Source organism: Phytopseudomonas argentinensis, assembly GCF_900113905.1.
Classification (GTDB): domain Bacteria; phylum Pseudomonadota; class Gammaproteobacteria; order Pseudomonadales; family Pseudomonadaceae; genus Aquipseudomonas; species Aquipseudomonas argentinensis.
In genome coordinates, this window is the sequence record NZ_FORC01000001.1 from 745,381 (window position 1) to 769,794 (window position 24,414).

The window sequence follows — 24,414 nt, forward strand, 5'->3', positions numbered from 1 at the left end:
ACCAAAAGCCGAGCGCAATGCTCAGCCATGCTGCACGCGCACCTCGGCCGTCAGGCCGCGACCACCTCCACGGGAACACCATTGAGCGCGGCGTTGCCCGACAGCGCGTCGAGCAGCCGTTCGTCCGTGAGGTCGTTGGCGCTCGCCCCGGGTGTCGCCCGGGCAATGCTCATCTGCACACCGGGCCGGCCATGACCCCAGCCGTGGGGCAGGCTGACCACCCCGGGCATCATCTCGGCACTGCCGAGCACTTCGACCTCCAGCTCGCCCACCCGCGAACGCACGCTGACCCGCTGGCCATCGCTGAGCCCGCGCTGCGCCAGGTCCAGCGGATGCATCAGCAACTGATGGCGCGGCTTGCCCTTCACCAGCCGGTGATAGTTGTGCATCCAGGAATTGTTGCTGCGCACATGGCGGCGGCCGATCAGCAGCAGCTGGCCCTCGAGCAACGTAGGCTGCGCCGCGAAACGCTGCAGGTCCTCCAGCAACAAGGCCGGCGCAGCCTGCACCTGGCCATCCGCGGTTTTCAGGCGCGCCGCCAGGTTCGGCTTCAGCGGGCCGATATCCAGACCGTGGGGGTGATCCTGCAAGGTCTGCAAACTCAGTTTGAGCGGCGAACGGTCGCCATAGGGCCCCATCCGCAACCCCATGTCGATCATCTGCGCCGGCGGCTGGGTCGGCTTCAGCGTGGCGCCGCTGTGCGCCGCAAAGGCCTGCGCCAGACCGACGAAAATCTCCCAGTCGTCCAGCGCGCCTGCGGGCTTGGGCAGCACCGCCTGATTGAAGCGGGTGACATTGCGCACTGCGAACAGGTTGAAGGTGGTGTCGTAGTGGTCATGCTCCAGCGGCGCAGTGGACGGCAGGATCAGATCGGCATGGCGGGTGCTTTCGTTGATGTACAGATCCACGCTAAGCATGAAGTCCAGGTTCTCGAGCCCGCGTTCCAGCTGACGGCCATTGGGCGTGGACAGCACGGGATTGCCAGCCACGGTGATCAGCGCCCGCACCTGGCCGTCGCCCGGGGTGAGCATCTCCTCGGCCAGGGCGCTGACCGGCAGCTCGCCACCGTACTCCGGCAGGCCGGACACGCGGCTCTGCCAGCGGTTGAAGTGCCCCCCGGAGGTGGCGCCGACCAGATCGACCGCAGGCTCGGTGCACAGAGCCCCGCCCTCGCGATCCAGATTGCCGGTGACCAGGTTGATCACCTGCACCAGCCATTGGCACAGGGTGCCGAATACCTGGGTCGATACGCCCATGCGGCCATAGCAGACGGCGCGCTCGGCCGCGGCGAAATCGCGGGCCAATTGGCGGATCGTTTCGGCCGCAACGCCGCACTGCGCGGCCATACGCTCTGCGCTGAACGCTGCAACCGCATTGCGCAAGTCATCCAGCCCGAAGATTGGTAGATGGCTTTCGCGCCCCAGGCCCTCCTCGAATATCGTGTTGAGCATGCCCAGCAGCAGGGCGGCGTCCTGTCCTGGGCGAATGAACAGGTGCTGGTCGGCGATGGCTGCGGTTTCGGTATGCCGCGGGTCGATCACCACCAGCTTGCCGCCGCGGGCCTGAATGGCCTTGAGGCGTTTTTCCACGTCCGGCACGGTCATCAGACTGCCGTTGGAGGCCAGCGGGTTGCCACCGAGGATCAGCATGAAGTCGGTGTGATCGACATCCGGGATCGGGATCAGAAAACCGTGGTCGTACATCAGGTGGCACGTCAGGTGATGGGGCAACTGATCGACCGAGGTCGCGGAGTAGCGGTTGCGGGTTTTGAGCAGGCCGAGAAAGTAGTTGCTGTGGGTCATCAGCCCATAGTTGTGCACGCTGGGATTACCCTGATAGACCGCCACCGCATTCTGCCCGTGGTCCGCCTGCACGGTGGCCAGGCGACTGGCCGCGAATTCGAAAGCCTCCTGCCAACTGACCGCTTCCCAGTTGTCGCCGGTACGGCGCATGGGCTGGCGCAGGCGATCCGGGTCATTCTGGATGTCCTGCAGGGCAACCGCCTTGGGGCAGATATGGCCACGGCTGAACGGATCGTCGCGATCGCCCTTGATGGAGCGCACCTGCGGCTGCCCATCGGCAGCCTGCTCGACTTCCAGGGTCAACCCGCAGATGGCTTCGCACAGGTGGCAGGCACGGTGGTGGAGGGTCGTGGTCATGGCCAGCCTCGCTTTATTGTCGAAGCACCATCATGGCCGCCTGCTGCGCTTCATACCAGCGGCTTCAGCGCCGTGAATCGCGGGTCATCAGGGCCATGCATCCGGCCGGTGCGCAGGCCGGAAAAGCCCGTCACATCTGGCAATCCGGGCAAATTTGCGCCTAGGCGTCATTTACTTATAAGATCGGCGGCTTCCCGTTTCGTCGCACTGTGCGGCCCCCAGCCGCAGGTTCTCTCGTTTTTCTCGAAAAAAGGACCTGCGCCCTGTATGTCAAAAGGTAGTTAACGATGAGCGCAAGACACTTTCTCTCGCTGAAGGACTGCACACCGGACGAACTGGTGGGCCTGATCCGACGCGGCATGGAGCTGAAAGGCTTGCGCAACAGCGGCGTGCTGTTCGAACCCCTGCGCAATCGCGTACTGGGCATGATCTTCGAGAAGGCCTCGACCCGTACGCGCCTGTCCTTCGAAGCCGGCATGATCCAGCTCGGCGGCCAGGCCATCTTCCTGTCGCCGCGCGACACCCAGCTGGGCCGTGGCGAGCCGATCGCCGACTCGGCCATCGTCATGTCGCGCATGCTCGATGCGATCATGATCCGCACTTTCGCCCACAGCACCCTGACCGAGTTCGCCGCTAACTCCCGGGTGCCGGTGATCAACGGCCTGTCGGACGACCTGCACCCCTGCCAGTTGCTGGCCGACATGCAGACCTACCTCGAACACCGTGGCAGCATCGTCGGCAAGACCGCCGCCTGGATCGGTGACGGCAACAACATGTGCAACTCCTATATAGAAGCGGCCATGCAGTTCGATTTCAAATTGCATGTCGCCTGCCCGGAAGGTTACGAGCCGAGCGCTGCCCTGCTGGCCGAAGCCGGCGAGCGGGTGAAGATCTTCCGTGATCCGCGCGAAGCGGTAGCCGGTGCCCACCTGGTGACCACCGACGTATGGGCCTCCATGGGCCAGGAAGAGGAAATCGCCGAGCGTCACATGCTGTTTGCCCCCTACCAGGTGAACCGTGTCCTGCTCGACGCCGCCGACGAAAACGTGTTGTTCCTGCATTGCCTGCCGGCCCACCGTGGCGAGGAAATCAGCATGGACCTGCTCGACGATCCACGCTCGGCCGCCTGGGACCAGGCGGAGAACCGCCTGCATGCGCAGAAAGCGCTGCTCGAATTCCTGGTCGAACCGGCGTATCACCACGCATGAGCCAGCCGATGCTGTTGAGCCTGCGCAACCTGGGTTGCGGCTACGGTGACCAGCGCATCGTGCAGCAATTGAACCTGCACCTCAATGCGGGGGAAATCGGTTGCCTGCTCGGCCCTTCCGGCTGCGGCAAGACCACCACCCTGCGCGCCATTGCCGGCTTCGAGCCGGTGCTGGAAGGGGAAATCGCCCTGGCCGGCGAGGTGATCTCGCGGCCCGGTTTCACTCTGGCACCGGAGAAGCGCCGCATCGGCATGGTCTTTCAGGACTATGCCCTGTTCCCGCACCTGAGCGTGGCGCAGAACGTGTCATTTGGCATTCGCAAGCAGGCCGACTGCGAGCAGGTGACCCGCGAATTACTGGAGCTGGTCAAGCTCGACCACCTGAGCAAACGCCACCCGAACGAACTGTCCGGCGGCCAGCAGCAGCGCGTTGCCCTGGCCCGCGCCCTGGCCACCAACCCACAGCTGCTGCTGCTCGACGAGCCGTTCTCCAACCTCGATGGCGAATTGCGCCGGCGCCTCAGCCATGAAGTGCGCGACATTCTCAAGGCCCGTGGCACCAGTGCGATCCTGGTCACCCATGACCAGGAGGAAGCCTTTGCCGTCAGCGACCAGGTCGGCGTGTTCAAGGCCGGCCACCTGGAGCAGTGGGACACGCCCTTCAATCTCTACCACGAGCCGCAGACGCCTTTCGTCGCCAGCTTCATCGGCCAGGGCTACTTCATTCGTGGTCAGCTATTGGCCCCCGATGAGGTACAGACCGAACTGGGCGTGATCCGCGGCAACCGCGCCTACGCCTGGCCGGTCGGCAGCGCCGTGGATGTGCTGCTGCGCCCGGACGATATCGTCCACGACCCGCAAAGTGCGCAAAAGGCCAAGATCGTCGGCAAGAGCTTTCTCGGCGCTGCCACCCTGTATCGCCTGCAACTGCCTACCGGCAGCCAGCTGGAAGCACTGTTTCCCAGCCACGCCGATCACCAGCCCGGCGAACAGGTGGGCATCCGCATCGCTGCCGACCACCTGGTGGCCTTCGCCGCCCCGGGAAGCGTGGCAGCGCCCTCCACGCTGGAGCGCGCCGACTAGAGCAAGAGTTCGCCGCGGCAGACCACTCGGGCATGACCTGCGATCTCTACCCGCTCCCCCTTCAGGCGACACCATAGAAAACCGCCGCGCCTACCACCCTGGTAGGCGCTCAGTTCAGGCTTGCCCAGTTGCTGCGCCCAGTAAGGCGTGAGGATGCAGTGCGCCGAGCCGGTGACCGGGTCTTCGTCGATACCCAATGCGGGCGCGAAGTTGCGGGACACGAAATCGACCGACTCACCTCTTGCCGTGACGATCACTGCCGTCCAGGGCAACTGCGCCAGCGCTCGCAGATCGGGGCGACAGGCCTGCACCGCTGCCTGGGATTCGAGCACCACCAGCAGTTGCGGGGCATCCAGCACGGCCATCGGTGTCTGCCCGAGGATTTCTGCCAAACCCTGAGGCATGGCAATCGGTGTCGGTTGCACGCAGGGGAAATCCAGCACCAGCCGATCACCGTCACGGCAGACCGCCAGGTTGCCGTCCCGATAAAGGAAATCGATACGTTCACCCGGCTCACCATGGCACTCGAACAAGGCATGGGCGCTGGCCAGCGTGGCATGCCCGCATAGCGGCACCTCGCAGGCCGGGGTGAACCAGCGGATGCGCCAGGCGGCGCCCTCCCTGACCACGAACGCGGTCTCGGCGAGGTTGTGCTCGGCAGCGATCTGCTGCAGCAAGGCGTCGTCGAGCCAGTGATCGAGGCGATATACCGCCGCCGGGTTGCCGGCAAAGGGTTTGTCGCTGAATGCATCGACCTGATGGAATGCAAGGGGCATGGGCGGTTTCCTGTAGCGGGTGTGGATACCTAGAATGCCTGTAGAGCCACCTGCGGGTGCGATACAGCGCAGCGCCAATAGACTGCAACAGTATCGATCAAAGCTGTGGGTGAATGCCGTAGCGCTGCAGCAGCGCCGCCAGGCGACCATCCTGTCGATAGCGAAGCACACCCTCATCGAATATGTCGCGGTAACGAGCGCTGGAAGACAGCACGGGAGAAAAGGCGATATAGATCGGCACGTCCGGCACCCGGCAACCGACTTCGACCAACTCGCCCCGGTTGCCGTGCCGGTCCAGGTACATGGCCATGATCCAGGTATTTTCGAGCAGCGCGTCCAGGCGCCCCAACTCGACCTTGCGCACATTCAGCGCCAGCGCTTGCTCACCGGCTGCGAGCTGCAGCCGTTCCTGCTCCTTCTGGTAACGTCTGATGTAGTCGTCGAGTTCTTCACCATAGCTATAGCCGTTGATTACCCCCAGGCGTACCTGGGCAAGCGACTCCAGGCCGGTATAGCGCCAACTGCCGCCGGCGCGGGCGTAGAAGCAGTTGCGGGAAATACCGGGCGCATATTTGCCGAACAGGAAGTCCGGCGCGTCGCGCACGCCGGCGCCCACCAGCGCGTGGGCCTTGCCGCTGCGCACATCCTGCACCGCCCGCGCCCAGTTGGTGACGCGGTAGTCGACCTGGATGCCGGCCTCGGCAAAGATCTGCGTGGCCAGCTCGACGAATATGCCCGGCCGCTCGGCATCCTGCGCGCAATTGACCGGGCACCAGACATCGGCCTCCATGATCAGGGTTTCGGCCCGGGCGCAGGTGCTGCTCAGCGCCAATGCCGCCAATAGGCCTGTTGCCAGCCAAGCAAAGCCTTTCACTGTTCGCATCGCCTCCTGCTGCTCATGCGGTCTGGCCTAGCCAGCCGTGCTCCCTTGTATGCCGCGCCTACGCTCCCGGTGGGATGCAAAGCGGCGATGCCGACAGTGCCAGTGTCTGGCGTTTGCATCAAGCGTGGCGCATGCAAACTCGGCAGGCGTGCGCAGCGCACTCGTCAGCGACCGATATCGGCGAACTGCGCCTGGGTGTGTTCGGCCAGGGTAGCGGCACTCAGCTCCACTTCCAGGCCACGTCGCCCGGCACTGACATAGAGGCTGGGAAACCCCTGGGCAGTGCTGTCGATAAAGGTGCGCAAGCGCTTTTTCTGCCCCAGCGGGCTTATGCCGCCGACCAGGTAACCGGTCGCTCGCTGCGCGGCATCGACGGGCGCCATGTCTACCTTCTTGACGCCGGCGGCATGGGCCAGGGCCTTGAGGTCCAGGCTGCCGATCACCGGCACCACCGCCACCAGCAACTCGCCTTTTTCACTGGCGACCAGCAGCGTCTTGAACACCCGGGCCGGCTCAAGGTCTAGCTTCTCGGCAGCCTCCAAACCATAGGAAGCGGCTTTGGGATCGTGCTCGTAGCTGTGGATTCGGTGCTCGGCACGCACCTTTTTCAGCAGATTCAGTGCTGGGGTCATGACTGCTCCAGAGGGGTATGAGGCGCCAGATGCCTGACGATTCTAGCGCTGCGCCCGACGATGCGCTGCGTCAACATGCACAGCTGGAAACTTGTTTCACAACGGAACCTATTACTCGCGAAACTGACCTATTTAACGGTAAGCGCGGTTGTTATCGAAAATTTCAGCCGTTGAAATAGTTCGATTTTTGACAATGCGCACATCACATCTATATTTTTTTCGATTGCGAACATCCATCCATGGATCTGACTGCAATGGCAATGGTGCAAACGGAGCGCTGTATAGCGCCGCCTCTCCACTTGACACCAGCGCCGCACAACAACAAAAAAACGAGGCTTCCCAATGACAACGTCGCTGCAACAACCCTCTCTGTCGGGCCAATGTATGGCCGAGTTCCTGGGCACCGCCTTGCTGATATTTTTCGGCACCGGCTGCGTGGCTGCGCTCAAGGTCGCAGGCGCCAGCTTTGGCCTCTGGGAAATCAGCATCATCTGGGGCGTCGGCGTCAGCATGGCCATCTACCTGACCGCCGGGGTTTCCGGCGCGCACCTCAACCCGGCGGTGAGCATCGCACTCTGCCTGTTCGCCGGCTTCGAAAAGCGCAAGCTGCCGTTCTACATCCTGGCCCAGGTGGCTGGCGCCTTCTGCGCGGCGCTGCTGGTATACAGCCTGTATAGCGGCCTGTTCTTGGAGTTCGAACAGACCAATCAGATGATCCGCGGCTCAGAGGCCAGCCTGGAGCTGGCGGCGATCTTCTCCACCTTTCCCAATCCCGTGCTGTCCACCGGCCAGGCCTTTATGGTCGAGGTAGTCATTACCGCGGTGCTGATGGGCGTGATCATGGCGCTGACCGACGACAACAACGGCCTGCCGCGTGGCCCGATGGCGCCGCTGCTGATCGGCCTGCTGATCGCCGTGATCGGCAGCTCCATGGGCCCGCTGACCGGCTTCGCAATGAATCCGGCCCGCGACTTCGGCCCGAAACTGATGACCTTCATCATGGGCTGGGGCGAGATCTCGCTGACCGGGGGCCGCGACATCCCCTACTTCCTGGTGCCGATCTTCGCGCCGATCCTCGGCGCGTGCCTTGGCGCGGCGGTATATCGCACCATGATCGCCCGCCACCTACCCAGCGCAATCGAAGCGCCGGAGCCAGAACGCGCGGCGAGTCGCGACGTCAAAGTCTCCTGATTTCTACAGCGCGCGTCGTTCGAGACGCGCGCATTTGTCTTCCGCTCACCTCAAGGCAATCGACATGACCGACAAGAACTACATCATTGCCCTCGACCAGGGTACGACCAGCTCCCGCGCGATCATCTTCGACCGCGATGCCAACGTGGTATGCATCGCCCAGCGCGAATTCACCCAGCACTATCCGCAAAGCGGCTGGGTCGAGCACGACCCGATGGAAATCTTCGCCACGCAGAGCGCGGTGATGGTCGAGGCCCTGGCGCAAGCCGGCCTGCACCATGACCAGGTGGCAGCCATCGGCATCACCAACCAGCGCGAAACCACGGTGGTGTGGGACAAGAATACCGGCCGCCCGATCCACAACGCCGTGGTCTGGCAGTGCCGGCGCAGCACCGAGATCTGCCAGCAGCTCAAACGTGATGGCCTGGAACAATACATTCAGGAAACCACCGGCCTGGTCACCGACCCGTACTTCTCGGGTACCAAGCTGAAGTGGATCCTCGACCATGTCGAAGGCAGCCGCGAGCGCGCCCGCAAGGGCGAACTGCTGTTCGGCACCATCGACAGCTGGCTGATCTGGAAATTTACCGGCGGCAAGGTGCACATCACCGACTACACCAACGCCGCACGCACCTTGCTCTTCAACATCCACACCCTGGAGTGGGATGCGAAGATGCTCGAGGTGCTGGATATCCCGCGTGAAATGCTCCCCGAAGTGAAGTCCTCTTCGGAAGTCTACGGCCACACCAAGAGCGGCATCGCCATCGCCGGCATCGCGGGTGATCAGCAGGCAGCGCTGTTCGGCCAGATGTGCGTCGAACCGGGCCAGGCCAAGAACACCTATGGCACCGGTTGCTTCCTGCTGATGAATACCGGTGACAAGGCAGTGAAATCCCAGCACGGCATGCTCACCACCATCGCCTGCGGCCCCCGTGGCGAGGTGGCCTACGCACTGGAAGGTGCGATCTTCAACGGCGGCTCCACCATCCAGTGGTTGCGTGACGAACTCAAGGTGGTCAACGACGCCTTCGACACCGAATACTTCGCCACCAAGGTCAAGGACAGCAACGGTGTTTATCTGGTCCCGGCCTTCACCGGCCTGGGCGCCCCCTACTGGGATCCCTACGCCCGTGGTGGCCTGTTCGGCCTGACCCGCGGCGTGAAGGTCGATCACATCATCCGCGCTGCACTGGAGTCCATCGCCTTCCAGACCCGCGACGTGCTCGATGCCATGCAGCAGGACTCCGGCGAACGCCTCAAGTCCCTGCGCGTGGACGGCGGCGCGGTGGCCAACAACTTCCTGATGCAGTTCCAGGCCGATATCCTGGGCACTCAGGTGGAGCGTCCGCAAATGCGTGAAACCACCGCCCTGGGCGCCGCTTACCTGGCCGGCCTGGCCACCGGTTTCTGGAGCAGCCTCGACGAGCTGCGCGGCAAGGCGGTGATCGAGCGTGAGTTCGAGCCGCAGCTGGCCGACCCGGAAAAGGAAAAGCTCTATGCCGGCTGGAAGAAAGCCGTGGATCGCACCCGCGACTGGCAGCCCCACGAAGAGCAAAAGTGAGCGGTCAGCCGGGCGAGGGCCCGGCTGTCGCTGGCAGCGAGCAGATTCGTGCGGCATCATGGGGCAATTCCGTGCGGCAGCCCGAAGGAAACTCAATGAATCTGCCCCCTCGCCAGCAGCAAATCCTCGATCTGATCCGCGAACGCGGGTACGTCAGCATCGAGGAGTTGGCCACCCAGTTCGTCGTAACTCCGCAAACCATCCGCCGCGATATCAATCAACTGGCGGATGCCAACCTGCTGCGCCGCTATCACGGCGGCGCGGCTTACGATTCCAGCGTCGAGAACACCGCCTATGCGATGCGCGCCGACCAGATGCGCCAGGAAAAGCAACGCATCGGTGAAGCGGTGGCCGCGCAGATTCCCGACCACGCCTCGCTGTTCATCAATATCGGCACCACCACGGAATCCATCGCCCGCGCCCTGCTCAACCACAGCCACCTGAAAATCATCACCAACAACCTCAACGTCGCCTCGATGCTCGCCACCAAGGATGACTTCGACGTGCTGCTCACCGGCGGCAACGTGCGTCGCGATGGCGGCCTGGTAGGCCAGGCCAGCGTGGACTTCATCAATCAGTTCAAGGTCGACTTCGCCCTGGTGGGCATCAGCGGCATCGACGAAGACGGCAGCCTGCTGGATTTCGACTACCAGGAGGTGCGCGTGTCCCAGGCGATCATCGCCAACGCCCGCAAGGTGATCTTGGCTGCCGACTCCAGCAAGTTCGGCCGCAACGCGATGATCCGCCTGGGTCCGATCAGCCTGATCGACTGCCTGGTGACCGACCAGCAGCCGGTAGCCGGCCTCTGCCAGTTGCTCGACCAGCACAAGATTCGTCTCGAAGTCGTCTGACGCCCTCCTTTAACCCCCGCCGCGCTGGGCCTCAAAGACCCATCGCGGCGTGGCGTGTCGGTTTTATTCCAAATCGAACATCGTGCGAACCTTCTCGGTTCGCAAGTATCTGTAATTGTGTTCGCGAATTTTCATTCCACCGCTTTTCGTGATCTTTTTTGATCGAACGGCACTGGATACCCATCTATTCATGCGCTAGTATTTTCGTAAATGAACATTAATGTTCGATTTGAAAATACAAACGCTATACGAGGCCACGACGATGCCCACATCCAGCCTGTCCAACAGCCCGCTGTCCGAGCTTTACGATATTGCCGTGATTGGCGGCGGCATCAATGGTGCCGGTATTGCCTGTGATGCGGCGGGGCGCGGCCTGTCGGTGTTCCTGTGCGAGAAGGACGATCTGGCCCGCCATACCTCGTCAGCGAGCAGCAAGCTGATCCATGGCGGCCTGCGTTATCTGGAGCACCACGAATTCCGCCTGGTGCGCGAAGCCCTGGCCGAACGTGAAGTGCTGCTGGCCAAGGCGCCGCATATCGTCAGCCCGATGCGTTTCATCCTGCCGCACCGTCCGCATCTGCGTCCGGCCTGGATGATCCGCGCCGGCCTGTTTCTCTATGACAACCTGGGCAAGCGCAAGGCGCTGCCACGCTCGCGAGGCCTGAGCTTTGGCGCCAATAGTCCGCTCAAGGCCGAGATCAGCAAGGGCTTCGAATATTCCGACTGCTGGGTAGATGACGCCCGCCTGGTGGTACTCAATGCCATGGCCGCCCGCGAGCACGGCGCCGATGTACAGACCCACACGCGCTGCATCAGTGCCCGGCGCAGCAACGGCGCCTGGGATGTCGATCTGGAGCGCGCCGACGGCAGCCGCTTCTCGATCCGCGCCAAAGCGCTGGTCAATGCCGCTGGCCCCTGGGTGGCCCGGTTCATTCGTGATGACCTGCAGCAGAAGTCGCCCTACGGCATCCGCCTGATCCGGGGCAGCCACATCGTCGTGCCACGGCTGTTCGAGGGCAAGGAAGCCTACATTCTGCAGAACGAAGACCGCCGTATCGTGTTCGCCATCCCCTACCTGGATCGCTTCACCCTGATCGGCACCACGGATCGCGAGTACCAGGGCGACCCGGCCACCGTGAGCATCAGCGAGGAAGAAACCAGCTATCTGCTCAAGGTGGTAAACGATCACTTCCGCACCTCGATCAGCCGCGGCGACATCCTCCACACCTACGCTGGTGTACGCCCACTGTGCGACGATGAATCCGACGAGCCCTCGGCGATCACCCGCGATTACACCCTGTCGCTGTCGGCCCCGGGTAACGAGCCGCCGCTGCTATCGGTGTTTGGCGGCAAGCTGACCACCTACCGCAAGCTGGCGGAGTCGGCGCTGGCCCAGTTGGCGCCGTTCTTCCCGACCATGAAGGCGCGCTGGACGGCCGACGCACCGCTGCCGGGCGGCGAGAACATGCAGAGCCGCGAAAGCCTGGTAGAGGCGCTGCGCGCCCGCCATGGCTGGCTGACTACCGAGCTGGCAAACCGCTGGGCAACCACCTATGGCAGCCGTACCTGGCAGCTACTCGACAAGGTGCAGAACGAAGCCGACCTGGGCGAGCACTTCGGCCATGGTCTGTACGCTCGCGAGGTGGATTACCTGCGTGAACAGGAGTGGGCCACCGAGGTCGACGACATTCTCTGGCGCCGCAGCAAGCTCGGGCTGTTCCTGTCCGACGCCGAGCGCAGCAACCTGGAGGCTTACCTGGCGCCTGGGATGTCTACATCTGCACCAGTTGCACATCCTGGCGATGCGCTTGCAGGTGTGGCAGTACCGCAGCCAGCAACGGCCCCTTGAAGCGCTCCTGAAAGCGGTGGGCGAGGCCTGGAATCAGGCGTAGCTCACTGCCGCGGATATGCGCGGCGACATGCACGCCGTGCATCACCGGCAGCAGCGGGTCGGCAGTACCATGCACCACCAATGTCGGCACCTGCAGACGATTGAGCAGATCGACCCTACTGCCCTCGGCAAGTATTGCCAGCAATTGTCGCTCCACGCCCGCCGGATTGAAGGCACGGTCATAGGCGATTTCGGCCTGATGCAGCAGCATCGCACGATCATCCACCACACTGGGGCTACCCAGCGCGGCCAGCAGATCGGCCTGCTGCTCCAGGGCCACCTCCCGGCTCGGCGCCTCGCGACGTGCCAACAGCTGCAACAACGCCGGACTCGGTGCCGGCAGCCCCTGAGCGCCTGAACTGGTCATCACCAACGTCAGGCTGCGTACCCGCTGCGGCGCCATGTCAGCGATGTGCTGGGCGATCATGCCGCCCATGCTGGCCCCCAGCAGGTGAAACTGGTCAATGCCCAACGCGTCCATCAGGCCCAGCGAATCGCCGGCCATATTGCGCAGGCTATAGGGCGCACCGACCGCCAAACCAAGGCGGTAGCGCAGCACCTCATAGGCAAGGTTGGCGGTGGGGGCTTCGCCGTTCCAGCGGCTCAACCCAACGTCGCGATTGTCGAAGCGGATGACTCGAAAGCCCTGTTCGCAGAGTTGCTCGACCACGTCGTCCGGCCAGTGGATCAGTTGCCCACCCAGGCCCATGACCAGCAACAGCGCCGGATCGCTGCTGCGCCCGATGCTCTGGTACGCCAGGCTCACCTCGCCCAGCGAGACGCGCTCGACGTCCGTACCGACCTTGCATACTTCACTCGCCAGGGACGGCAGGCTGCACAACAGGGCAGCCAGAAAAATAACCACGCGCATCATGAATTCCACAAGCGATAAGCCGGATAGCAGGCAAGTCTGCAGCCATGCACCGGTGCGCGCTGCCACAGAACGGTGACAGTTTGATGAAACCTGCCCAGTGGACAACAAGGGACTGGCTAGGCGACACTGGACAATGAATATTGCTCATCTTAATGAGCAATTGATTGAAATTCCCGCAGGTCCCAAGATGCTTGAAATACGCCACCTGAAAACCCTCCACGCCCTGCGTGAAACCGATAGCCTGGTCGAGGCGGCCGACCGCTTGCACCTGACCCAGTCCGCCTTGTCGCATCAGTTCAAGGAGCTCGAAGAGCGCCTGGGCATGCAACTGTTCGTACGCAAGACCAAACCGGTACGTTTCACCAGCGCTGGCCTACGTTTGCTGCAGCTGTGCGACAGCGTGTTGCCGCTGCTGCGCAGCGCCGAGCGCGATCTGTCGCGCCTGGCGGGTGGCACCGCAGGCCGCCTGCACATGGCCATCGAATGCCACAGCTGTTTCCAGTGGCTGATGCCGACCATCGATCAGTTCCGCGATGCCTGGCCGGAGGTCGAGCTCGACCTGGCCTCGGGCTTTTCCTTCGCCCCCCTGCCCGCCCTGGCCCGGGGCGATCTGGATCTGGTGGTGACCTCCGATCCAGTTGAACTCTCGGGCATTACCTACGTGCCGCTGTTCACTTACGAAGCCATGCTGGCGGTGGCCAACCAGCACGCCCTGGCCAACCGCCCCTATATCCGCCCCGAGGACCTGAGCCGCGAGACCCTGATCACCTACCCGGTGGAGCGCGATCGCCTGGACATCTTCACCCGCTTCCTGGAGCCCGCCGATATCGAGCCGGCCCAGGTGCGCACCTCCGAACTGACGGTGATGATGATGCAACTGGTGGCCAGCGGCCGCGGCGTCTGCGGCCTGCCCAACTGGGCGCTGCACGAGTACAGCTCGCGCGGTTACGTGACCGCCAAGCGACTGGGCGACAAGGGCCTGTTCGCCACGCTCTACGCAGGCGTGCGCACCGACATGCTCGACGCGCCCTTCATGCGCGACTTCCTGCTCACCGCCAAGGACACCTCGTTCGCCAACCTCGAAGGCGTGAGCGTTGCCCGGCAGTAACGCTTCTCTTCCCATTTCGGAGCCATCCCAATGAACATCAGCGATATCCCCTTTGGCGTTACCGACTGGAGCAAGATCGAAGCTAGCGAACATGCCGGCGAAACCGGCGTGGCCTACTGGCGGACCTGCCAGTTCGGCGCGCTGCGCGTGCGCATGGTCGAGTACACGGCGGGATACCTGGCCGACCACTGGTGCGAGAAGGGCCATATCCTGCTGTGCCTGGAAGGCGAACTGCACACCGAGCTCGATGATGGCCGCCGCTTCGTGATGACGCCGGGCATGAGCTATCAGGTGGCTGACGGGGCCGAGGCGCATCGCAGCTCGACGAGCACCGGCGCGCGCTTGTTCATCGTCGATTGAATCAGCCCGCAGGCGGGTTACAGCCCAGGGCTTCTGCCGTTATGCTGACGGTCGATTTCTGCGCCTGGAGCCCGTCATGATCAATGCCTATCGTCTGCCTCTTCTCGCCGGTCTGGTTCTGCTAGGTGCCTGCGCCAACCCTTCCAAGAGCCTGCAGGTGCAGAAGCAGAGCCAGTGCCCGATCAGCCTGACCGCGGGCCAGCAGCTGATTCTCAGCCTGCCGAGCAACCCGACCACGGGCTATCGCTGGACAGTGCAGGAAGGTGCGGCCGCGGTGCTAAAGGCCCTGGGCCCGGAAGTCTACAGCGCCGCCGAAGACTCCGACCTGGTCGGCGGCGATGGCAATTCCACCTGGCGCTTCCAGGCTACGGCGCCGGGAGAGGCCCAATTGCTGCTGACCTACGCCCAGCCCTGGGACACCAGCGCGGCCCCCGCCGACACCTTCGACTGCCAGATCCGCGTGCACTGACCAGTCGCCTGCATCGCCCCACACAGGCCGACCATCGAATCAGGCTTGCGGTGAGGTTTGGCTAATCGCCGGACTTGGCTAAAATGCGCGCCTTTCCAGCGCCATGCAGACCGACCGTGAACAGACAGCCCGACCAACTCTTCGCCCAGCCACTGGATCAGGTCCCGGATTTCGTCTTCAACGAAGACGTCGCCCGGGTATTCCCGGACATGATCAAGCGCTCGGTTCCGGGCTACCCCACCATTGTCGAGAACATTGGCGTGCTGGCTAACCAGTTCGCCCAGCCCGGCAGCCTGCTGTATGACCTGGGCTGCTCGTTGGGCGCCGTCACCCAGGCGCTGCGCCGACATGTACAGGTAGAGGGTTGCCGGGTGATCGCCGTGGACAACTCCGCGGCAATGGTCGAGCGCTGCCGCGAATACCTGCACGCCCAGGACGCCATGTTCCAGGAGCTGCTGCCGGTCGAGGTGATCGAGGCGGACATCCTCAACATGCACTGGCAGCCTGCCTCGCTGGTAGCGATGAACTTCACCCTGCAGTTCATCGCCCCGGAAAACCGCCTGGAGTTGCTGAGCCGTATTCATCGCACGCTGCTGCCGGGCGGCGCCTTGATCCTCTCGGAAAAACTGCGTTTCGAAGACGAGCAGCAACATGCCCTGCTCACCGACCTGCACGTTGCCTTCAAACGCGCCAACGGCTACAGCGAACTGGAAATTGCCCAGAAACGCAGCGCCATCGAAAACGTCATGTTGCCCGACAGCCTCGAGCAGCACCGCGAACGCCTGCACGCCGCCGGCTTCAGCAAAGTAGTGCCCTGGTTCCAGTGCCTGAACTTCGCCTCGCTGGTGGCCCTGCCATGATGCGCCGCATGGATCTCGACGCCCTGCAGGCCGAGCTGGCCGGCACGCCCCTGCAGGACTGGAGCGCCGACCTGCCAGGACAGATCGATGCCAAGCTGGCCATCGGTCACGGCGACCTGCAGCGCTGGTACGCCGCCGTCGAAGCATTGCCGCCGCTGCAGGCCGAGCAGATCGACCTGCAACAGGATTTCCGACTCGACGGCCCCTGCGATGACGCTACCCGCGCGGCGCTGGACAGTGCGTTGCGCGGGCTGATCCCCTGGCGCAAAGGCCCGTTCCATCCGTTCGGCGTGCATGTGGACACCGAATGGCGCTCAGACTGGAAATGGCAACGGGTCGCCCCACACCTGGATCTCACCGGCAAACGCATACTCGATGTGGGCTGCGGCAATGGCTACTACATGTGGCGCATGCTCGGTGCCGGCGCCCGTAGCGCAGTGGGCATCGACCCGAACTGGCTGTTCCTCTGCCAGTTCCTGGCGATGAAGAACTACCTGCCGGATATGCCCGCCTGGCACCTGCCGCTCGGTATCGAAGAGCTTCCACCGAAGCTGCTGGGCTTCGACACGGTGTTTTCCATGGGCGTGCTCTACCACCGCCGCTCGCCCATCGACCACCTGCTCGAACTCAAGGACTGCCTGCGCAAGGGAGGTGAACTGGTTCTCGAAACCCTGGTGGTGGAAGGCGACGCCCAACAGGTGCTGGTACCCGAAGACCGCTACGCGCAGATGCGCAACGTCTGGTTCCTGCCATCGGTGCCCGCGCTGGAGCTGTGGCTGCGCCGCGCCGGCTTCGTCGACGTACGCTGCGTGGACGTCAGCGTCACGTCGGTCGAAGAGCAACGCAGCACCGACTGGATGCGCTACCAGTCGCTACCCGAGTTTCTCGACCCGCTCGATCACCGTCGCACCATCGAAGGCCTGCCCGCTCCGCGCCGCGCCGTACTGGTGGCACGCAAGCCTTGATTACGGCCTAGCTGGCGGCATCACCCTGGCGGCGCCATTCGGCCTGCCGCGCCGCGATCAGTGCGAGGGGCATCTGCGCCCCGGCACTGACCCGCGTGCGGGCGCTTCCCAGGCGAATCTGGCCAGCGCGATCGAGCATCAGCAGCCGGCGCATCTTGCGCCTCCAGCACCAGGCGAAATACCAATCGCCCCACCGCGTCAGCTCGTGCGGGTGGATAGCCGGCGACCCTGCCTGGTTGGCGCCCCCGTTATTTTCGGCATGCTGTTCGTTCGCCCTCATGACAACTCTCCTCGGCAGCCAATGCTCACCGGTTATCGGTGATTGCTTGCCGACAGCTTGAGCCGCGCTTATCGTTAATAAAATCGACAAATACCTAACAGCCGATTAAGAAATTATTAACCATAAAATGGACAGTCCATTGCCAACCGATGTACCCGCCGCATTGCCTTTATTGGAAAGCGATGTGCTGAGGACTTTCGTCGGCATTGCCGAAAGCGGCAGCTTCACCCGCACCGCTGCACAGGTGTTTCGCACCACGGCGGCGGTCAGCCAGCAGATCAAGCGTCTGGAGGAAACCCTTGGGCGCACGCTTTTTCTACGCGAGAGTCGCCGCGTGCGTCTCACACCGGATGGCGAAATCCTGCTCGGCTATGCCCGCCGCTTGCTCAAGCTCAACGAGGAAGCGGTGGCGCATTTCCGGGTGCCCGATCTGGCCGGCACCGTGCGTTTTGGCACGCCATTCGATATCGGTGTCGGCTCGCTGCCGGATCTGCTGTCGCAGTTCGCCCTCAGCCATCCGGCCGTACAGGTCGATGTCTCGGTGGGCCGCAGCTGCGAGCTGATCGAACGGGTGGACGCCGGCGAACTCGACCTGACATTGCTCAATACCGGCGATGCGGATGCCGATGACGCCCGTGGCGAAGTGATTTGCAGCGAGTCATTGGTGTGGGCCGGTCGCGAAGGCGGTCTGGCGGTCAAGCGCGAGCCGTTGCCGCTTGCACTGGCCAATACCGGCTGTGCCTGGCGTCGTGCTGCCCTGGACGGTCTGGATCGCCAGGGACGCCGCTACCGCATCGCCTACTCCAGCGAGCAGTGCGCCGGCCAGGAAGCCGCGCTGCTGGCCGACCTGGCCATTGCGGCCTTCCCCGCGAGCCTGGTCAAACCGCCGCTACGCCGCCTTTCCCTGCAGGAGCACGACCTACCGCCACTGGGCGACTACCATATCAAGCTACTACGCGGCAGCAACCGTGGCGCAGCCGCCGAAGCACTGGCGGCGCAGGTGGCGGTGGCTTACGGCAAGCGTTAGCGCGGCGCGGCGCCCTGGATCAACTGCTTCATCTCGCGCACGGCTTCCTTGAAGCCAACGAACAGCGCATGGCTGACCAGCGCATGGCCGATGTTCAGCTCGTTGATACCTGGGATCGCCGCCACCGGCTCGACGTTGTGGTAGTGCAGGCCGTGGCCGGCATTGACGATCAGCCCCAGGGAAACACCCAGGGCGACCCCTTCACGGATCCGCTGCAGTTCGGCCTCAGCCTCTTGCGGCGTATGCGCATCGGCATAACGCCCGGTGTGCAGCTCTATGGCCGGCGCGCCGACGCGCTTGCTCGCCTCGATCTGCCGCGGGTCGGCATCGATGAACAGCGAAACCTCGCTGCCAACGGCCGCCAGGCGCTGCACGGCAGCGGCAATGCGCGCCTCCTGGCCAGCCACGTCCAAGCCGCCTTCGGTAGTCAGTTCCTGGCGGGTTTCCGGTACCAGGCACACGTGCTCGGGGCGAATCTCCTCGGCGAAAGCGAGCATGAAGTCGGTCACCCCCATCTCGAAGTTCATGCGCGTCTGCATGACTTCCTTGAGCACGCGCACGTCGCGTTCTTGGATATGCCGGCGATCTTCACGCAGGTGCACGGTGATGCCGTCGGCGCCCGCTTCTTCGGCATCCAGCGCGGCCTTGACCGGGTCGGGATAGCGGGTACCGCGGGCCTGGCGCAGCGTGGCGACGTGGTCGATATTCACACCCAGCAAAACACGCTTGGCTTCAGTCACGGGTCGGCTCCTTGAGCGTCATGAACAATTCGCGGCTGACCAGGGGTCGGCCGCCCAGATGGGGGGCGAGTGCTTGGCGCATCAGGCGTTTGGCAGCGGCCAGCGCGCCGGGCGTACTCCAATCCGCTTCGGCCATGGCCAGCAGTTCACTACCGAGAAAGGCACCGGGCTGCCAGTGGCCGATGGGCAGAAAGCCGCTGTCGGCCTCGAGCCGGTACAAACCGTCGCTGACCACGGCATTGCCCTGCACGTCGCTGTCGAGGACAAAACCATAGCCGAGTTCATCGAGCAGCCGCCATTCGAACGCGCGCAAGATCGGCTCCAGCGGCCGCCCCTGGGCCAGCGCCAGGATGCTCATGGCGTAGTGCTCGAAAATCACCGGGTGCGGGTCTTCGGCGGGCAGCACGCGAATCAGCAATTCGTTGAGGTACAGGCCGCTGAACAGCGCCTCGCCATTGAGCAGGTTGGGAATGCCGGCGGCTTCCAGGCGGCCGACATTCTTCAGCTCGCCACGCCCGCGGGTTTCCAGTTCGAGCGGGATAAATGGCCGAGCAAGGCTGCCAGCCTTGCCGCGAGCCCCGCGCAGCACGGCGCGCAAGCGACCTTGCGGGGTGAGAAAATCCACCAGCGCACTGCTCTCGCGGTACGCACGGCTGTGCAGGACATAGGCGGGCTGGCTGGGCGCAAGCATGGGAGAAAACTCGCTGAGTTAGCCAGCCGCGGCGCGGCGGATGCCGAGGTCAGATATCGTCGTAACCGAGCGAACGCAGGGCGCGCTCGTCGTCGGACCAGCCACTCTTCACCTTGACCCAGAGGTTGAGCATGACCTTGGTGTCGAACATCGACTCCATGTCCTTGCGCGCTTCCTGGCCAATGCGTTTGAGGCGCTCGCCCTTCTCGCCGATGATGATCTTCTTCTGCCCGTCCCGCTCGACCAGGATCAGCGCGTGGATGTGCATGATCCGCCCTTCGCGCTTGAACTCCTCGATCTCCACGGTGATCTGGTACGGCAGCTCGGCACCGAGCTGGCGCATGATCTTCTCGCGCACCAGCTCGGCGGCGAAAAAGCGCCCGGAGCGGTCAGTGATCTGGTCTTCGGGAAAGAAGTGCACGCCCTCGGGCAGGCGCTCGCCGACCAGCTTTTCCAGGGCATCGAGGTTGTGGCCATGCTGCGCTGACACCGGCACGATCTCGGCATTGGGCAGCTGCTCGGCCAGCCACTTCAGGTGCGGCATCAGGTCGGCCTTGTCTTCCAGGCGGTCGGTCTTGTTGACCGCCAGGATCACCGGACCCTGCACGTACTGGACGCGTTCGAGCACCATCTGGTCCTCGTCGGTCCAGCGAGTGCGATCGACCACGAAGATCACCACGTCGACATCCTTGAGGGCCGACGAGGCGTTCTTGTTCATGTAGCGGTTGATCGCCTTGTCGTTGTTCTTGTGCAGGCCGGGCGTATCGACGTAGATGGCCTGCACGTCGCCCTCGGTCTTGATGCCGAGCATGTTGTGGCGCGTGGTCTGCGGCTTGCGCGAGGTGATCGCCAGCTTCTGGCCGAGGATGTGGTTGAGCAAGGTCGACTTGCCCACGTTGGGCCGGCCAACGATGGCGACATAGCCACAGCGCGTTACAGGCGAATCAGTCATTGCCGTTCTCCACACCCAGAGCGATCAGCGCTGCCGTCGCCGCTACCTGTTCGGCAATGCGGCGGCTGGCGCCTTGGCCCAGGGTCTTGTCATTGAGTAGATTGACCTGACACTCGACCACGAATGTCCGGCAATGGGGCTCGCCCTGAATGTCGACCACTTCGTAACGCGGCAGCTCACAGGCGCGCGACTGCAGAAACTCCTGCAGGCGGGTCTTGGGATCCTTGTTGGTGTCGACCAGGGTCAGGCCGTCCAGCTCGTTGGTCAGCCAGGCCAGCACGCGCTCGCGGGCAGTGTCCATGCCGGCATCCAGATAGATGGCGCCGATCAGCGCTTCCAGTGCATCAGCGAGGATCGAGTCGCGACGAAAGCCGCCGCTCTTCAGCTCGCCAGAGCCCAGACGCAGGTATTCGCCCAGATCGAAACCGCGCGCCAGGATGGCCAGGGTTTCGCCCTTGACCAGGCGTGCGCGCAATCTGGAAAGCTGCCCCTCGCGTGCCTGGGGGAAGCGCTCGTAGAGCGCCTCACCGGCAACGAAATTGAGGATGGCATCACCGAGGAACTCCAGACGCTCATTGTTGCGCCCGGCAAAACTGCGATGGGTCAGCGCCAGGATCATCAGATCCTGGTCTTTGAAACTGTGCCCGAGCTGGCGCTCGAGGCGGGTCAACGAAACACTCACGGCATACGCACACGAAATTCTTTATCGAAATTAACCACCAGATCGATGTTCTCGATCAGGTGCTCACGTTTTTCATACTTGAGGTGGGCAAGAAACTCGTTGCCATCCTGGGTCACTTTAAGCGCATCCTGCATGTTCAGGTCGCGGATGCTGTTGACCGTCATGCCACGGCTCACATGGTTGTAGAAATCCCCCACGGTCCTGACTTCCTGGATGCGGTCGATTTCCACCGAGGTGATGATCTTTTCCATCGACATATAGTCGAGGTAATGCGGCACCACCTTGAACGCCGTGCTGGCCAGAAACGCCACGACAGCCAGTACCACCAGCCAGCTGACGATCGACAAGCCTTGCTGCGAGCGTGCGAATTTCATGTTCATCCCCAAATATCCAGACAGTCCGATGCGCGCCTTGCGCATTACAAGACTATAGATAGCAGGCAGCGCCGTATTGAACGGCGCCGCAAATTTTCATCAGATCAGTGAATCAGCCCGACGCGGCTGAAGTTCGGCAGGGTCTTGAACTTCGGATCCGGCCAGCTCATCCAGATGGCGAACGCCTTGCCGACGATGTTGCGATCCGGAACCATGCCCAATACGTCTTTGGGGATATTCGGGTCGTTCCAGTAACGGCTGTCGTTGGAGTTGTCGCGGTTGTCGCCCATCATGAAGTAGTGGCCCTCGGGAATGGTCCACTCCCTGCCTGGCTCGGCACGGTAGCGGGACATTTCCTTGCGGATGCGATGCTCCACATCGCCCAGACGTTCGCTGTACAGCGTGGCGCTGCCCAGGCTGCCCGGCTCCTCGCCGATCAGCTGCTCGGCCACCGGCTTGCCGTTGACGAACAGGCGCTTGTCGCTGCTGTAGCGCACATGGTCGCCCGGCAGGCCGATCACCCGCTTGATGTAGTTGACGTTGGGGTCGCTCGGGTAGCGGAACACCATGACGTCGCCGCGCTGCGGATCACCCACTTCGATCACCTTGGTGTCCAGCACCGGCAGGCGAATGCCGTAGGCAAACTTGTTGACCAGGATGAAGTCGCCCACTTCCAGGGTCGGGATCATCGAACCGGACGGAATCTGGAACGGCTCGACCAGAAAGGAGCGCAGCACCAGCACGATGGCGAGCACCGGAAAGAACGACTTGCCATATTCAACCAGCAAGGGTTCCTTGTTGAGCTTCTCGACCACTGCATCGTCGACTTGCTCGACCTTGCCCTGGTAGCTGGCGATCGCTGCACGACGCCGCGGCGCCAGGAATACCAGATCGAACAGGGCCAGGGCGCCGCACACGGCGACGGCAATGACCAGCAACAGCGGAAAATTGAATGACATAGGCCCTAGCTATCCAACTTGAGTACAGCAAGGAAGGCTTCCTGTGGAATCTCCACGTTCCCCACCTGCTTCATGCGCTTCTTACCGGCCTTCTGCTTCTCCAACAGCTTGCGCTTACGGCTCACGTCGCCGCCGTAGCACTTGGCCAGAACGTTCTTTCTCAATGCCTTGACAGTGGTTCGCGCCACGATCTGGCCGCCGATGGCCGCCTGAATCGCCACGTCGAACATCTGCCGAGGGATCAGCTCTTTCATTTTCTCGGTCAACTGCCGCCCTTTGAAATGGGCGTTGTCACGGTGCACGATCAGCGCCAGGGCATCGACCTTGTCGCCGTTGATCAACACGTCCAGCTTGACCAGATTGGCCGACTGGTAGCGGTCGAAATGGTAATCCAGCGAAGCGTAGCCGCGACTGGTGGACTTCAGACGATCAAAGAAGTCGAGCACCACTTCGTTCATCGGCAGGTCGTAGCGCACCTGCACCTGGGTGCCGAGGAACTGCATGTCGCGCTGCACGCCGCGTTTCTCGATACACAGGGTAATGACGTTGCCCAGGTGCTCCTGCGGAACCAGGATGGTCGCCGCGACGATCGGCTCGCGGAAATCCTCGACCGACGACACGTCCGGCAGCTTGGACGGGTTGTCGACGTAAATCGTTTCACCGGTCTTGAGCACGACCTCGAAAATCACGCTCGGCGCGGTGGTGATCAGATCCAGATCATACTCGCGCTCCAGGCGCTCCTGGATGATCTCCATGTGCAGCATGCCGAGGAAGCCGCAACGGAAGCCGAAGCCCAGGGCGTCGGAGCTTTCCGGCAGGTACTGCAGCGACGAGTCGTTGAGGGTCAGCTTCTGCAGGGCATCGCGGAAATCTTCGAAATCGTCGGAGCTGACCGGGAACAGGCCAGCGTAGACCTGCGGCTGGATTTTCTTGAAGCCCGAGAGCACCTCGACGTCTGGCGTCGAACTGAGGGTCAGGGTATCGCCCACCGGCGCACCGTGAATATCCTTGATACTGGCGATGATAAAGCCCACTTCGCCGGCCTTGAGGTCAGCGGTAGCGGTGTGCTTGGGGTTGAACACGCCCACGCTGTCGACCAGGTGAATCTTGCCGGTGGACTTGACCAGAATCTTGTCGCCCTTCTTCACCCGGCCATGACGCACCCGCACCAGGGACACGACGCCCAGGTAATTGTCGAACCAGGAGTCGATGATCAGCGCCTGCAACGGCGCATCGATCTCGCCGGTCGGTGCCGGAATGGTCTGTACCAGGCGCTCGAGCACTTCGTCGACGCCCATGCCGCTCTTGGCACTGCAGGCAACGGCGTCGGTGGCATCGATACCGATGATCTTCTCGATTTCGTCCTTGACGCGATCGGGGTCGGCTTGCGGCAGGTCCATCTTGTTCAGCACGGGCATGACTTCCAGGCCCTGCTCGATGGCGGTGTAGCAGTTGGCGACCGACTGCGCCTCCACCCCCTGCCCTGCATCGACGACCAGCAGCGCGCCTTCACAGGCCGCCAGCGAGCGGCTCACCTCGTAGGTGAAGTCGACGTGACCAGGGGTGTCGATGAAGTTCAACTGGTAGGTGATGCCGTCCTGCGCCTTGTAGTACAGGGTGACGCTGTGGGCCTTGATGGTGATGCCGCGCTCGCGCTCCAGATCCATGGAATCGAGAACCTGAGCCTCCATCTCGCGAGCGGTCAGGCCACCGCACATCTGGATGAAACGGTCAGCCAGCGTCGACTTGCCGTGGTCAATGTGGGCAATGATGGAAAAATTGCGGATATGACTCAGGTCACTCACAGGACAACACTCGAAAATGGCCGCAGGCGACTGC

The 24,414-nt window shown here is 63.1% G+C and carries 25 protein-coding genes; 12 read left to right on the plus strand and 13 right to left on the minus strand.

What is annotated here, in order from left to right; all coding sequences use genetic code 11:
- Window positions 1-50: 50 nt before the first annotated feature.
- Window positions 51-2,159 carry a molybdopterin oxidoreductase family protein gene (locus tag BM154_RS03420; RefSeq protein ID WP_074880980.1) on the minus strand — a complete coding sequence of 703 codons (2,109 nt, stop codon included), beginning with the start codon at window positions 2,157-2,159 and terminating at the stop codon, window positions 51-53.
- Window positions 2,160-2,446: 287 nt separating this feature from the next.
- Between BM154_RS03420 and argF the strand changes: the two genes are divergently transcribed.
- Window positions 2,447-3,367, plus strand: coding sequence for an ornithine carbamoyltransferase (argF, locus tag BM154_RS03425; protein WP_074880982.1), 921 nt, complete (start codon window positions 2,447-2,449; stop codon window positions 3,365-3,367).
- The gene (locus BM154_RS03430; protein ID WP_074880983.1) at window positions 3,364-4,449 is read left to right on the plus strand and encodes an ABC transporter ATP-binding protein; all 1,086 of its coding nucleotides are present in this window, start codon (window positions 3,364-3,366) and stop codon (window positions 4,447-4,449) included. The genes argF and BM154_RS03430 overlap by 4 nt, the downstream gene beginning before the upstream one ends.
- On the opposite strand, the gene BM154_RS03435 is transcribed toward BM154_RS03430, so the two are convergent.
- From BM154_RS03435 to ybaK, 3 genes are all read right to left on the minus strand, one after another.
- Window positions 4,446-5,225: a PhzF family phenazine biosynthesis protein gene (locus BM154_RS03435; RefSeq protein ID WP_074880985.1), complete on the minus strand. Its 780-nt coding sequence runs from the start codon at window positions 5,223-5,225 to the stop codon at window positions 4,446-4,448. The genes BM154_RS03430 and BM154_RS03435 overlap by 4 nt on opposite strands.
- Before the next feature lie 97 nt (window positions 5,226-5,322).
- Entirely contained in the window at window positions 5,323-6,108 is a 786-nt protein-coding gene (locus tag BM154_RS03440) for a substrate-binding periplasmic protein (RefSeq protein WP_244157050.1), read from the minus strand.
- A 164-nt stretch (window positions 6,109-6,272) separates the two neighbouring features.
- Window positions 6,273-6,740, minus strand: coding sequence for a Cys-tRNA(Pro) deacylase (gene ybaK / locus BM154_RS03445; protein ID WP_074880989.1), 468 nt, complete (start codon window positions 6,738-6,740; stop codon window positions 6,273-6,275).
- A gap of 342 nt (window positions 6,741-7,082) precedes the next feature.
- On the opposite strand from ybaK, the gene BM154_RS03450 reads away from it, so the two are divergent.
- The 4 genes from BM154_RS03450 to glpD all read left to right on the plus strand — a co-directional run bounded on the left by BM154_RS03450 (window position 7,083) and on the right by glpD (window position 12,192).
- Window positions 7,083-7,931, plus strand: coding sequence for an MIP/aquaporin family protein (locus tag BM154_RS03450; RefSeq protein WP_074880990.1), 849 nt, complete (start codon window positions 7,083-7,085; stop codon window positions 7,929-7,931).
- A gap of 64 nt (window positions 7,932-7,995) precedes the next feature.
- Window positions 7,996-9,492 carry a glycerol kinase GlpK gene (gene glpK / locus BM154_RS03455; protein WP_074880993.1) on the plus strand — a complete coding sequence of 499 codons (1,497 nt, stop codon included), beginning with the start codon at window positions 7,996-7,998 and terminating at the stop codon, window positions 9,490-9,492.
- A gap of 95 nt (window positions 9,493-9,587) precedes the next feature.
- Complete coding sequence (locus tag BM154_RS03460) at window positions 9,588-10,343, plus strand: DeoR/GlpR family transcriptional regulator (RefSeq protein ID WP_074880995.1); 756 nt, start codon at window positions 9,588-9,590, stop codon at window positions 10,341-10,343.
- Window positions 10,344-10,605: 262 nt separating this feature from the next.
- Entirely contained in the window at window positions 10,606-12,192 is a 1,587-nt protein-coding gene (gene glpD / locus BM154_RS03465) for a glycerol-3-phosphate dehydrogenase (RefSeq protein ID WP_074880996.1), read from the plus strand.
- Here the strand turns inward: glpD and BM154_RS03470 are convergent.
- On the minus strand, window positions 12,116-13,105 hold the full coding sequence (locus BM154_RS03470) for an alpha/beta fold hydrolase (RefSeq protein ID WP_074880997.1): 990 nt from the start codon (window positions 13,103-13,105) through the stop codon (window positions 12,116-12,118). The two genes, glpD and BM154_RS03470, sit on opposite strands and share 77 nt — an antisense overlap.
- A gap of 190 nt (window positions 13,106-13,295) precedes the next feature.
- On the opposite strand from BM154_RS03470, the gene metR reads away from it, so the two are divergent.
- The 5 genes from metR (at window position 13,296) to cmoB (ending at window position 16,870) form a co-directional block, all read left to right on the plus strand.
- Complete coding sequence (gene metR / locus BM154_RS03475) at window positions 13,296-14,216, plus strand: transcriptional regulator MetR (RefSeq protein ID WP_074880998.1); 921 nt, start codon at window positions 13,296-13,298, stop codon at window positions 14,214-14,216.
- A gap of 30 nt (window positions 14,217-14,246) precedes the next feature.
- Complete coding sequence (locus tag BM154_RS03480; protein ID WP_074880999.1) at window positions 14,247-14,576, plus strand: DHCW motif cupin fold protein; 330 nt, start codon at window positions 14,247-14,249, stop codon at window positions 14,574-14,576.
- Window positions 14,577-14,652: 76 nt separating this feature from the next.
- A complete protein-coding gene (locus tag BM154_RS03485; protein ID WP_074881000.1) occupies window positions 14,653-15,045 on the plus strand; it encodes a protease inhibitor I42 family protein in 393 nt (130 codons plus the stop codon).
- Between the two features lie 83 nt (window positions 15,046-15,128).
- A complete protein-coding gene (cmoA, locus tag BM154_RS03490) occupies window positions 15,129-15,905 on the plus strand; it encodes a carboxy-S-adenosyl-L-methionine synthase CmoA (RefSeq protein ID WP_074881001.1) in 777 nt (258 codons plus the stop codon).
- Window positions 15,902-16,870, plus strand: coding sequence for a tRNA 5-methoxyuridine(34)/uridine 5-oxyacetic acid(34) synthase CmoB (gene cmoB, locus BM154_RS03495; RefSeq protein ID WP_074881002.1), 969 nt, complete (start codon window positions 15,902-15,904; stop codon window positions 16,868-16,870). The genes cmoA and cmoB overlap by 4 nt, the downstream gene beginning before the upstream one ends.
- A 7-nt stretch (window positions 16,871-16,877) precedes the next feature.
- Here cmoB and BM154_RS24110 read toward each other — a convergent pair whose 3' ends face one another.
- Entirely contained in the window at window positions 16,878-17,024 is a 147-nt protein-coding gene (locus BM154_RS24110) for a hypothetical protein (RefSeq protein ID WP_167364647.1), read from the minus strand.
- 253 nt (window positions 17,025-17,277) lie between these two features.
- On the opposite strand from BM154_RS24110, the gene BM154_RS03505 reads away from it, so the two are divergent.
- Window positions 17,278-18,177, plus strand: coding sequence for a LysR substrate-binding domain-containing protein (locus tag BM154_RS03505; RefSeq protein ID WP_074881004.1), 900 nt, complete (start codon window positions 17,278-17,280; stop codon window positions 18,175-18,177).
- Here BM154_RS03505 and pdxJ read toward each other — a convergent pair.
- The 7 genes from pdxJ to lepA form a co-directional block, all read right to left on the minus strand.
- On the minus strand, window positions 18,174-18,917 hold the full coding sequence (gene pdxJ / locus BM154_RS03510; RefSeq protein WP_074881005.1) for a pyridoxine 5'-phosphate synthase: 744 nt from the start codon (window positions 18,915-18,917) through the stop codon (window positions 18,174-18,176). The two genes, BM154_RS03505 and pdxJ, sit on opposite strands and share 4 nt — an antisense overlap.
- Window positions 18,910-19,608: a DNA repair protein RecO gene (recO, locus tag BM154_RS03515; RefSeq protein WP_074881006.1), complete on the minus strand. Its 699-nt coding sequence runs from the start codon at window positions 19,606-19,608 to the stop codon at window positions 18,910-18,912. Before recO ends, pdxJ begins: the two co-directional genes overlap by 8 nt.
- A 49-nt stretch (window positions 19,609-19,657) precedes the next feature.
- On the minus strand, window positions 19,658-20,560 hold the full coding sequence (gene era / locus BM154_RS03520) for a GTPase Era (RefSeq protein ID WP_074881007.1): 903 nt from the start codon (window positions 20,558-20,560) through the stop codon (window positions 19,658-19,660).
- Entirely contained in the window at window positions 20,553-21,242 is a 690-nt protein-coding gene (gene rnc / locus BM154_RS03525) for a ribonuclease III (RefSeq protein ID WP_073263990.1), read from the minus strand. Before rnc ends, era begins: the two co-directional genes overlap by 8 nt.
- Window positions 21,239-21,616, minus strand: coding sequence for a DUF4845 domain-containing protein (locus tag BM154_RS03530; protein ID WP_074882342.1), 378 nt, complete (start codon window positions 21,614-21,616; stop codon window positions 21,239-21,241). The genes rnc and BM154_RS03530 overlap by 4 nt, the downstream gene beginning before the upstream one ends.
- Before the next feature lie 104 nt (window positions 21,617-21,720).
- Window positions 21,721-22,575 carry a signal peptidase I gene (gene lepB, locus BM154_RS03535; protein WP_074881008.1) on the minus strand — a complete coding sequence of 285 codons (855 nt, stop codon included), beginning with the start codon at window positions 22,573-22,575 and terminating at the stop codon, window positions 21,721-21,723.
- A 5-nt stretch (window positions 22,576-22,580) separates the two neighbouring features.
- Window positions 22,581-24,380, minus strand: coding sequence for a translation elongation factor 4 (lepA, locus tag BM154_RS03540; RefSeq protein WP_074881009.1), 1,800 nt, complete (start codon window positions 24,378-24,380; stop codon window positions 22,581-22,583).
- Window positions 24,381-24,414 lie beyond the last annotated feature (34 nt).

Excerpts from the sequence above, each read along its gene's own strand:
- BM154_RS03420 (WP_074880980.1), bottom strand. The coding sequence starts at position 2,159 with ATGACCACGACCCTCCACCACCGTGCCTGCCACCTGTGCGAAGCCATC.
- argF (WP_074880982.1), top strand. The coding sequence starts at position 2,447 with ATGAGCGCAAGACACTTTCTCTCGCTGAAGGACTGCACACCGGACGAA.
- BM154_RS03430 (WP_074880983.1), top strand. The coding sequence starts at position 3,364 with ATGAGCCAGCCGATGCTGTTGAGCCTGCGCAACCTGGGTTGCGGCTAC.
- BM154_RS03435 (WP_074880985.1), bottom strand. The coding sequence starts at position 5,225 with ATGCCCCTTGCATTCCATCAGGTCGATGCATTCAGCGACAAACCCTTT.
- BM154_RS03440 (WP_244157050.1), bottom strand. The coding sequence starts at position 6,108 with ATGCGAACAGTGAAAGGCTTTGCTTGGCTGGCAACAGGCCTATTGGCG.
- ybaK (WP_074880989.1), bottom strand. The coding sequence starts at position 6,740 with ATGACCCCAGCACTGAATCTGCTGAAAAAGGTGCGTGCCGAGCACCGA.
- BM154_RS03450 (WP_074880990.1), top strand. The coding sequence starts at position 7,083 with ATGACAACGTCGCTGCAACAACCCTCTCTGTCGGGCCAATGTATGGCC.
- glpK (WP_074880993.1), top strand. The coding sequence starts at position 7,996 with ATGACCGACAAGAACTACATCATTGCCCTCGACCAGGGTACGACCAGC.
- BM154_RS03460 (WP_074880995.1), top strand. The coding sequence starts at position 9,588 with ATGAATCTGCCCCCTCGCCAGCAGCAAATCCTCGATCTGATCCGCGAA.
- glpD (WP_074880996.1), top strand. The coding sequence starts at position 10,606 with ATGCCCACATCCAGCCTGTCCAACAGCCCGCTGTCCGAGCTTTACGAT.
- BM154_RS03470 (WP_074880997.1), bottom strand. The coding sequence starts at position 13,105 with ATGCGCGTGGTTATTTTTCTGGCTGCCCTGTTGTGCAGCCTGCCGTCC.
- metR (WP_074880998.1), top strand. The coding sequence starts at position 13,296 with ATGCTTGAAATACGCCACCTGAAAACCCTCCACGCCCTGCGTGAAACC.
- BM154_RS03480 (WP_074880999.1), top strand. The coding sequence starts at position 14,247 with ATGAACATCAGCGATATCCCCTTTGGCGTTACCGACTGGAGCAAGATC.
- BM154_RS03485 (WP_074881000.1), top strand. The coding sequence starts at position 14,653 with ATGATCAATGCCTATCGTCTGCCTCTTCTCGCCGGTCTGGTTCTGCTA.
- cmoA (WP_074881001.1), top strand. The coding sequence starts at position 15,129 with ATGCGCGCCTTTCCAGCGCCATGCAGACCGACCGTGAACAGACAGCCC.
- cmoB (WP_074881002.1), top strand. The coding sequence starts at position 15,902 with ATGATGCGCCGCATGGATCTCGACGCCCTGCAGGCCGAGCTGGCCGGC.
- BM154_RS24110 (WP_167364647.1), bottom strand. The coding sequence starts at position 17,024 with ATGCGCCGGCTGCTGATGCTCGATCGCGCTGGCCAGATTCGCCTGGGA.
- BM154_RS03505 (WP_074881004.1), top strand. The coding sequence starts at position 17,278 with ATGGACAGTCCATTGCCAACCGATGTACCCGCCGCATTGCCTTTATTG.
- recO (WP_074881006.1), bottom strand. The coding sequence starts at position 19,608 with ATGCTTGCGCCCAGCCAGCCCGCCTATGTCCTGCACAGCCGTGCGTAC.
- era (WP_074881007.1), bottom strand. The coding sequence starts at position 20,560 with ATGACTGATTCGCCTGTAACGCGCTGTGGCTATGTCGCCATCGTTGGC.
- BM154_RS03530 (WP_074882342.1), bottom strand. The coding sequence starts at position 21,616 with ATGAAATTCGCACGCTCGCAGCAAGGCTTGTCGATCGTCAGCTGGCTG.
- lepB (WP_074881008.1), bottom strand. The coding sequence starts at position 22,575 with ATGTCATTCAATTTTCCGCTGTTGCTGGTCATTGCCGTCGCCGTGTGC.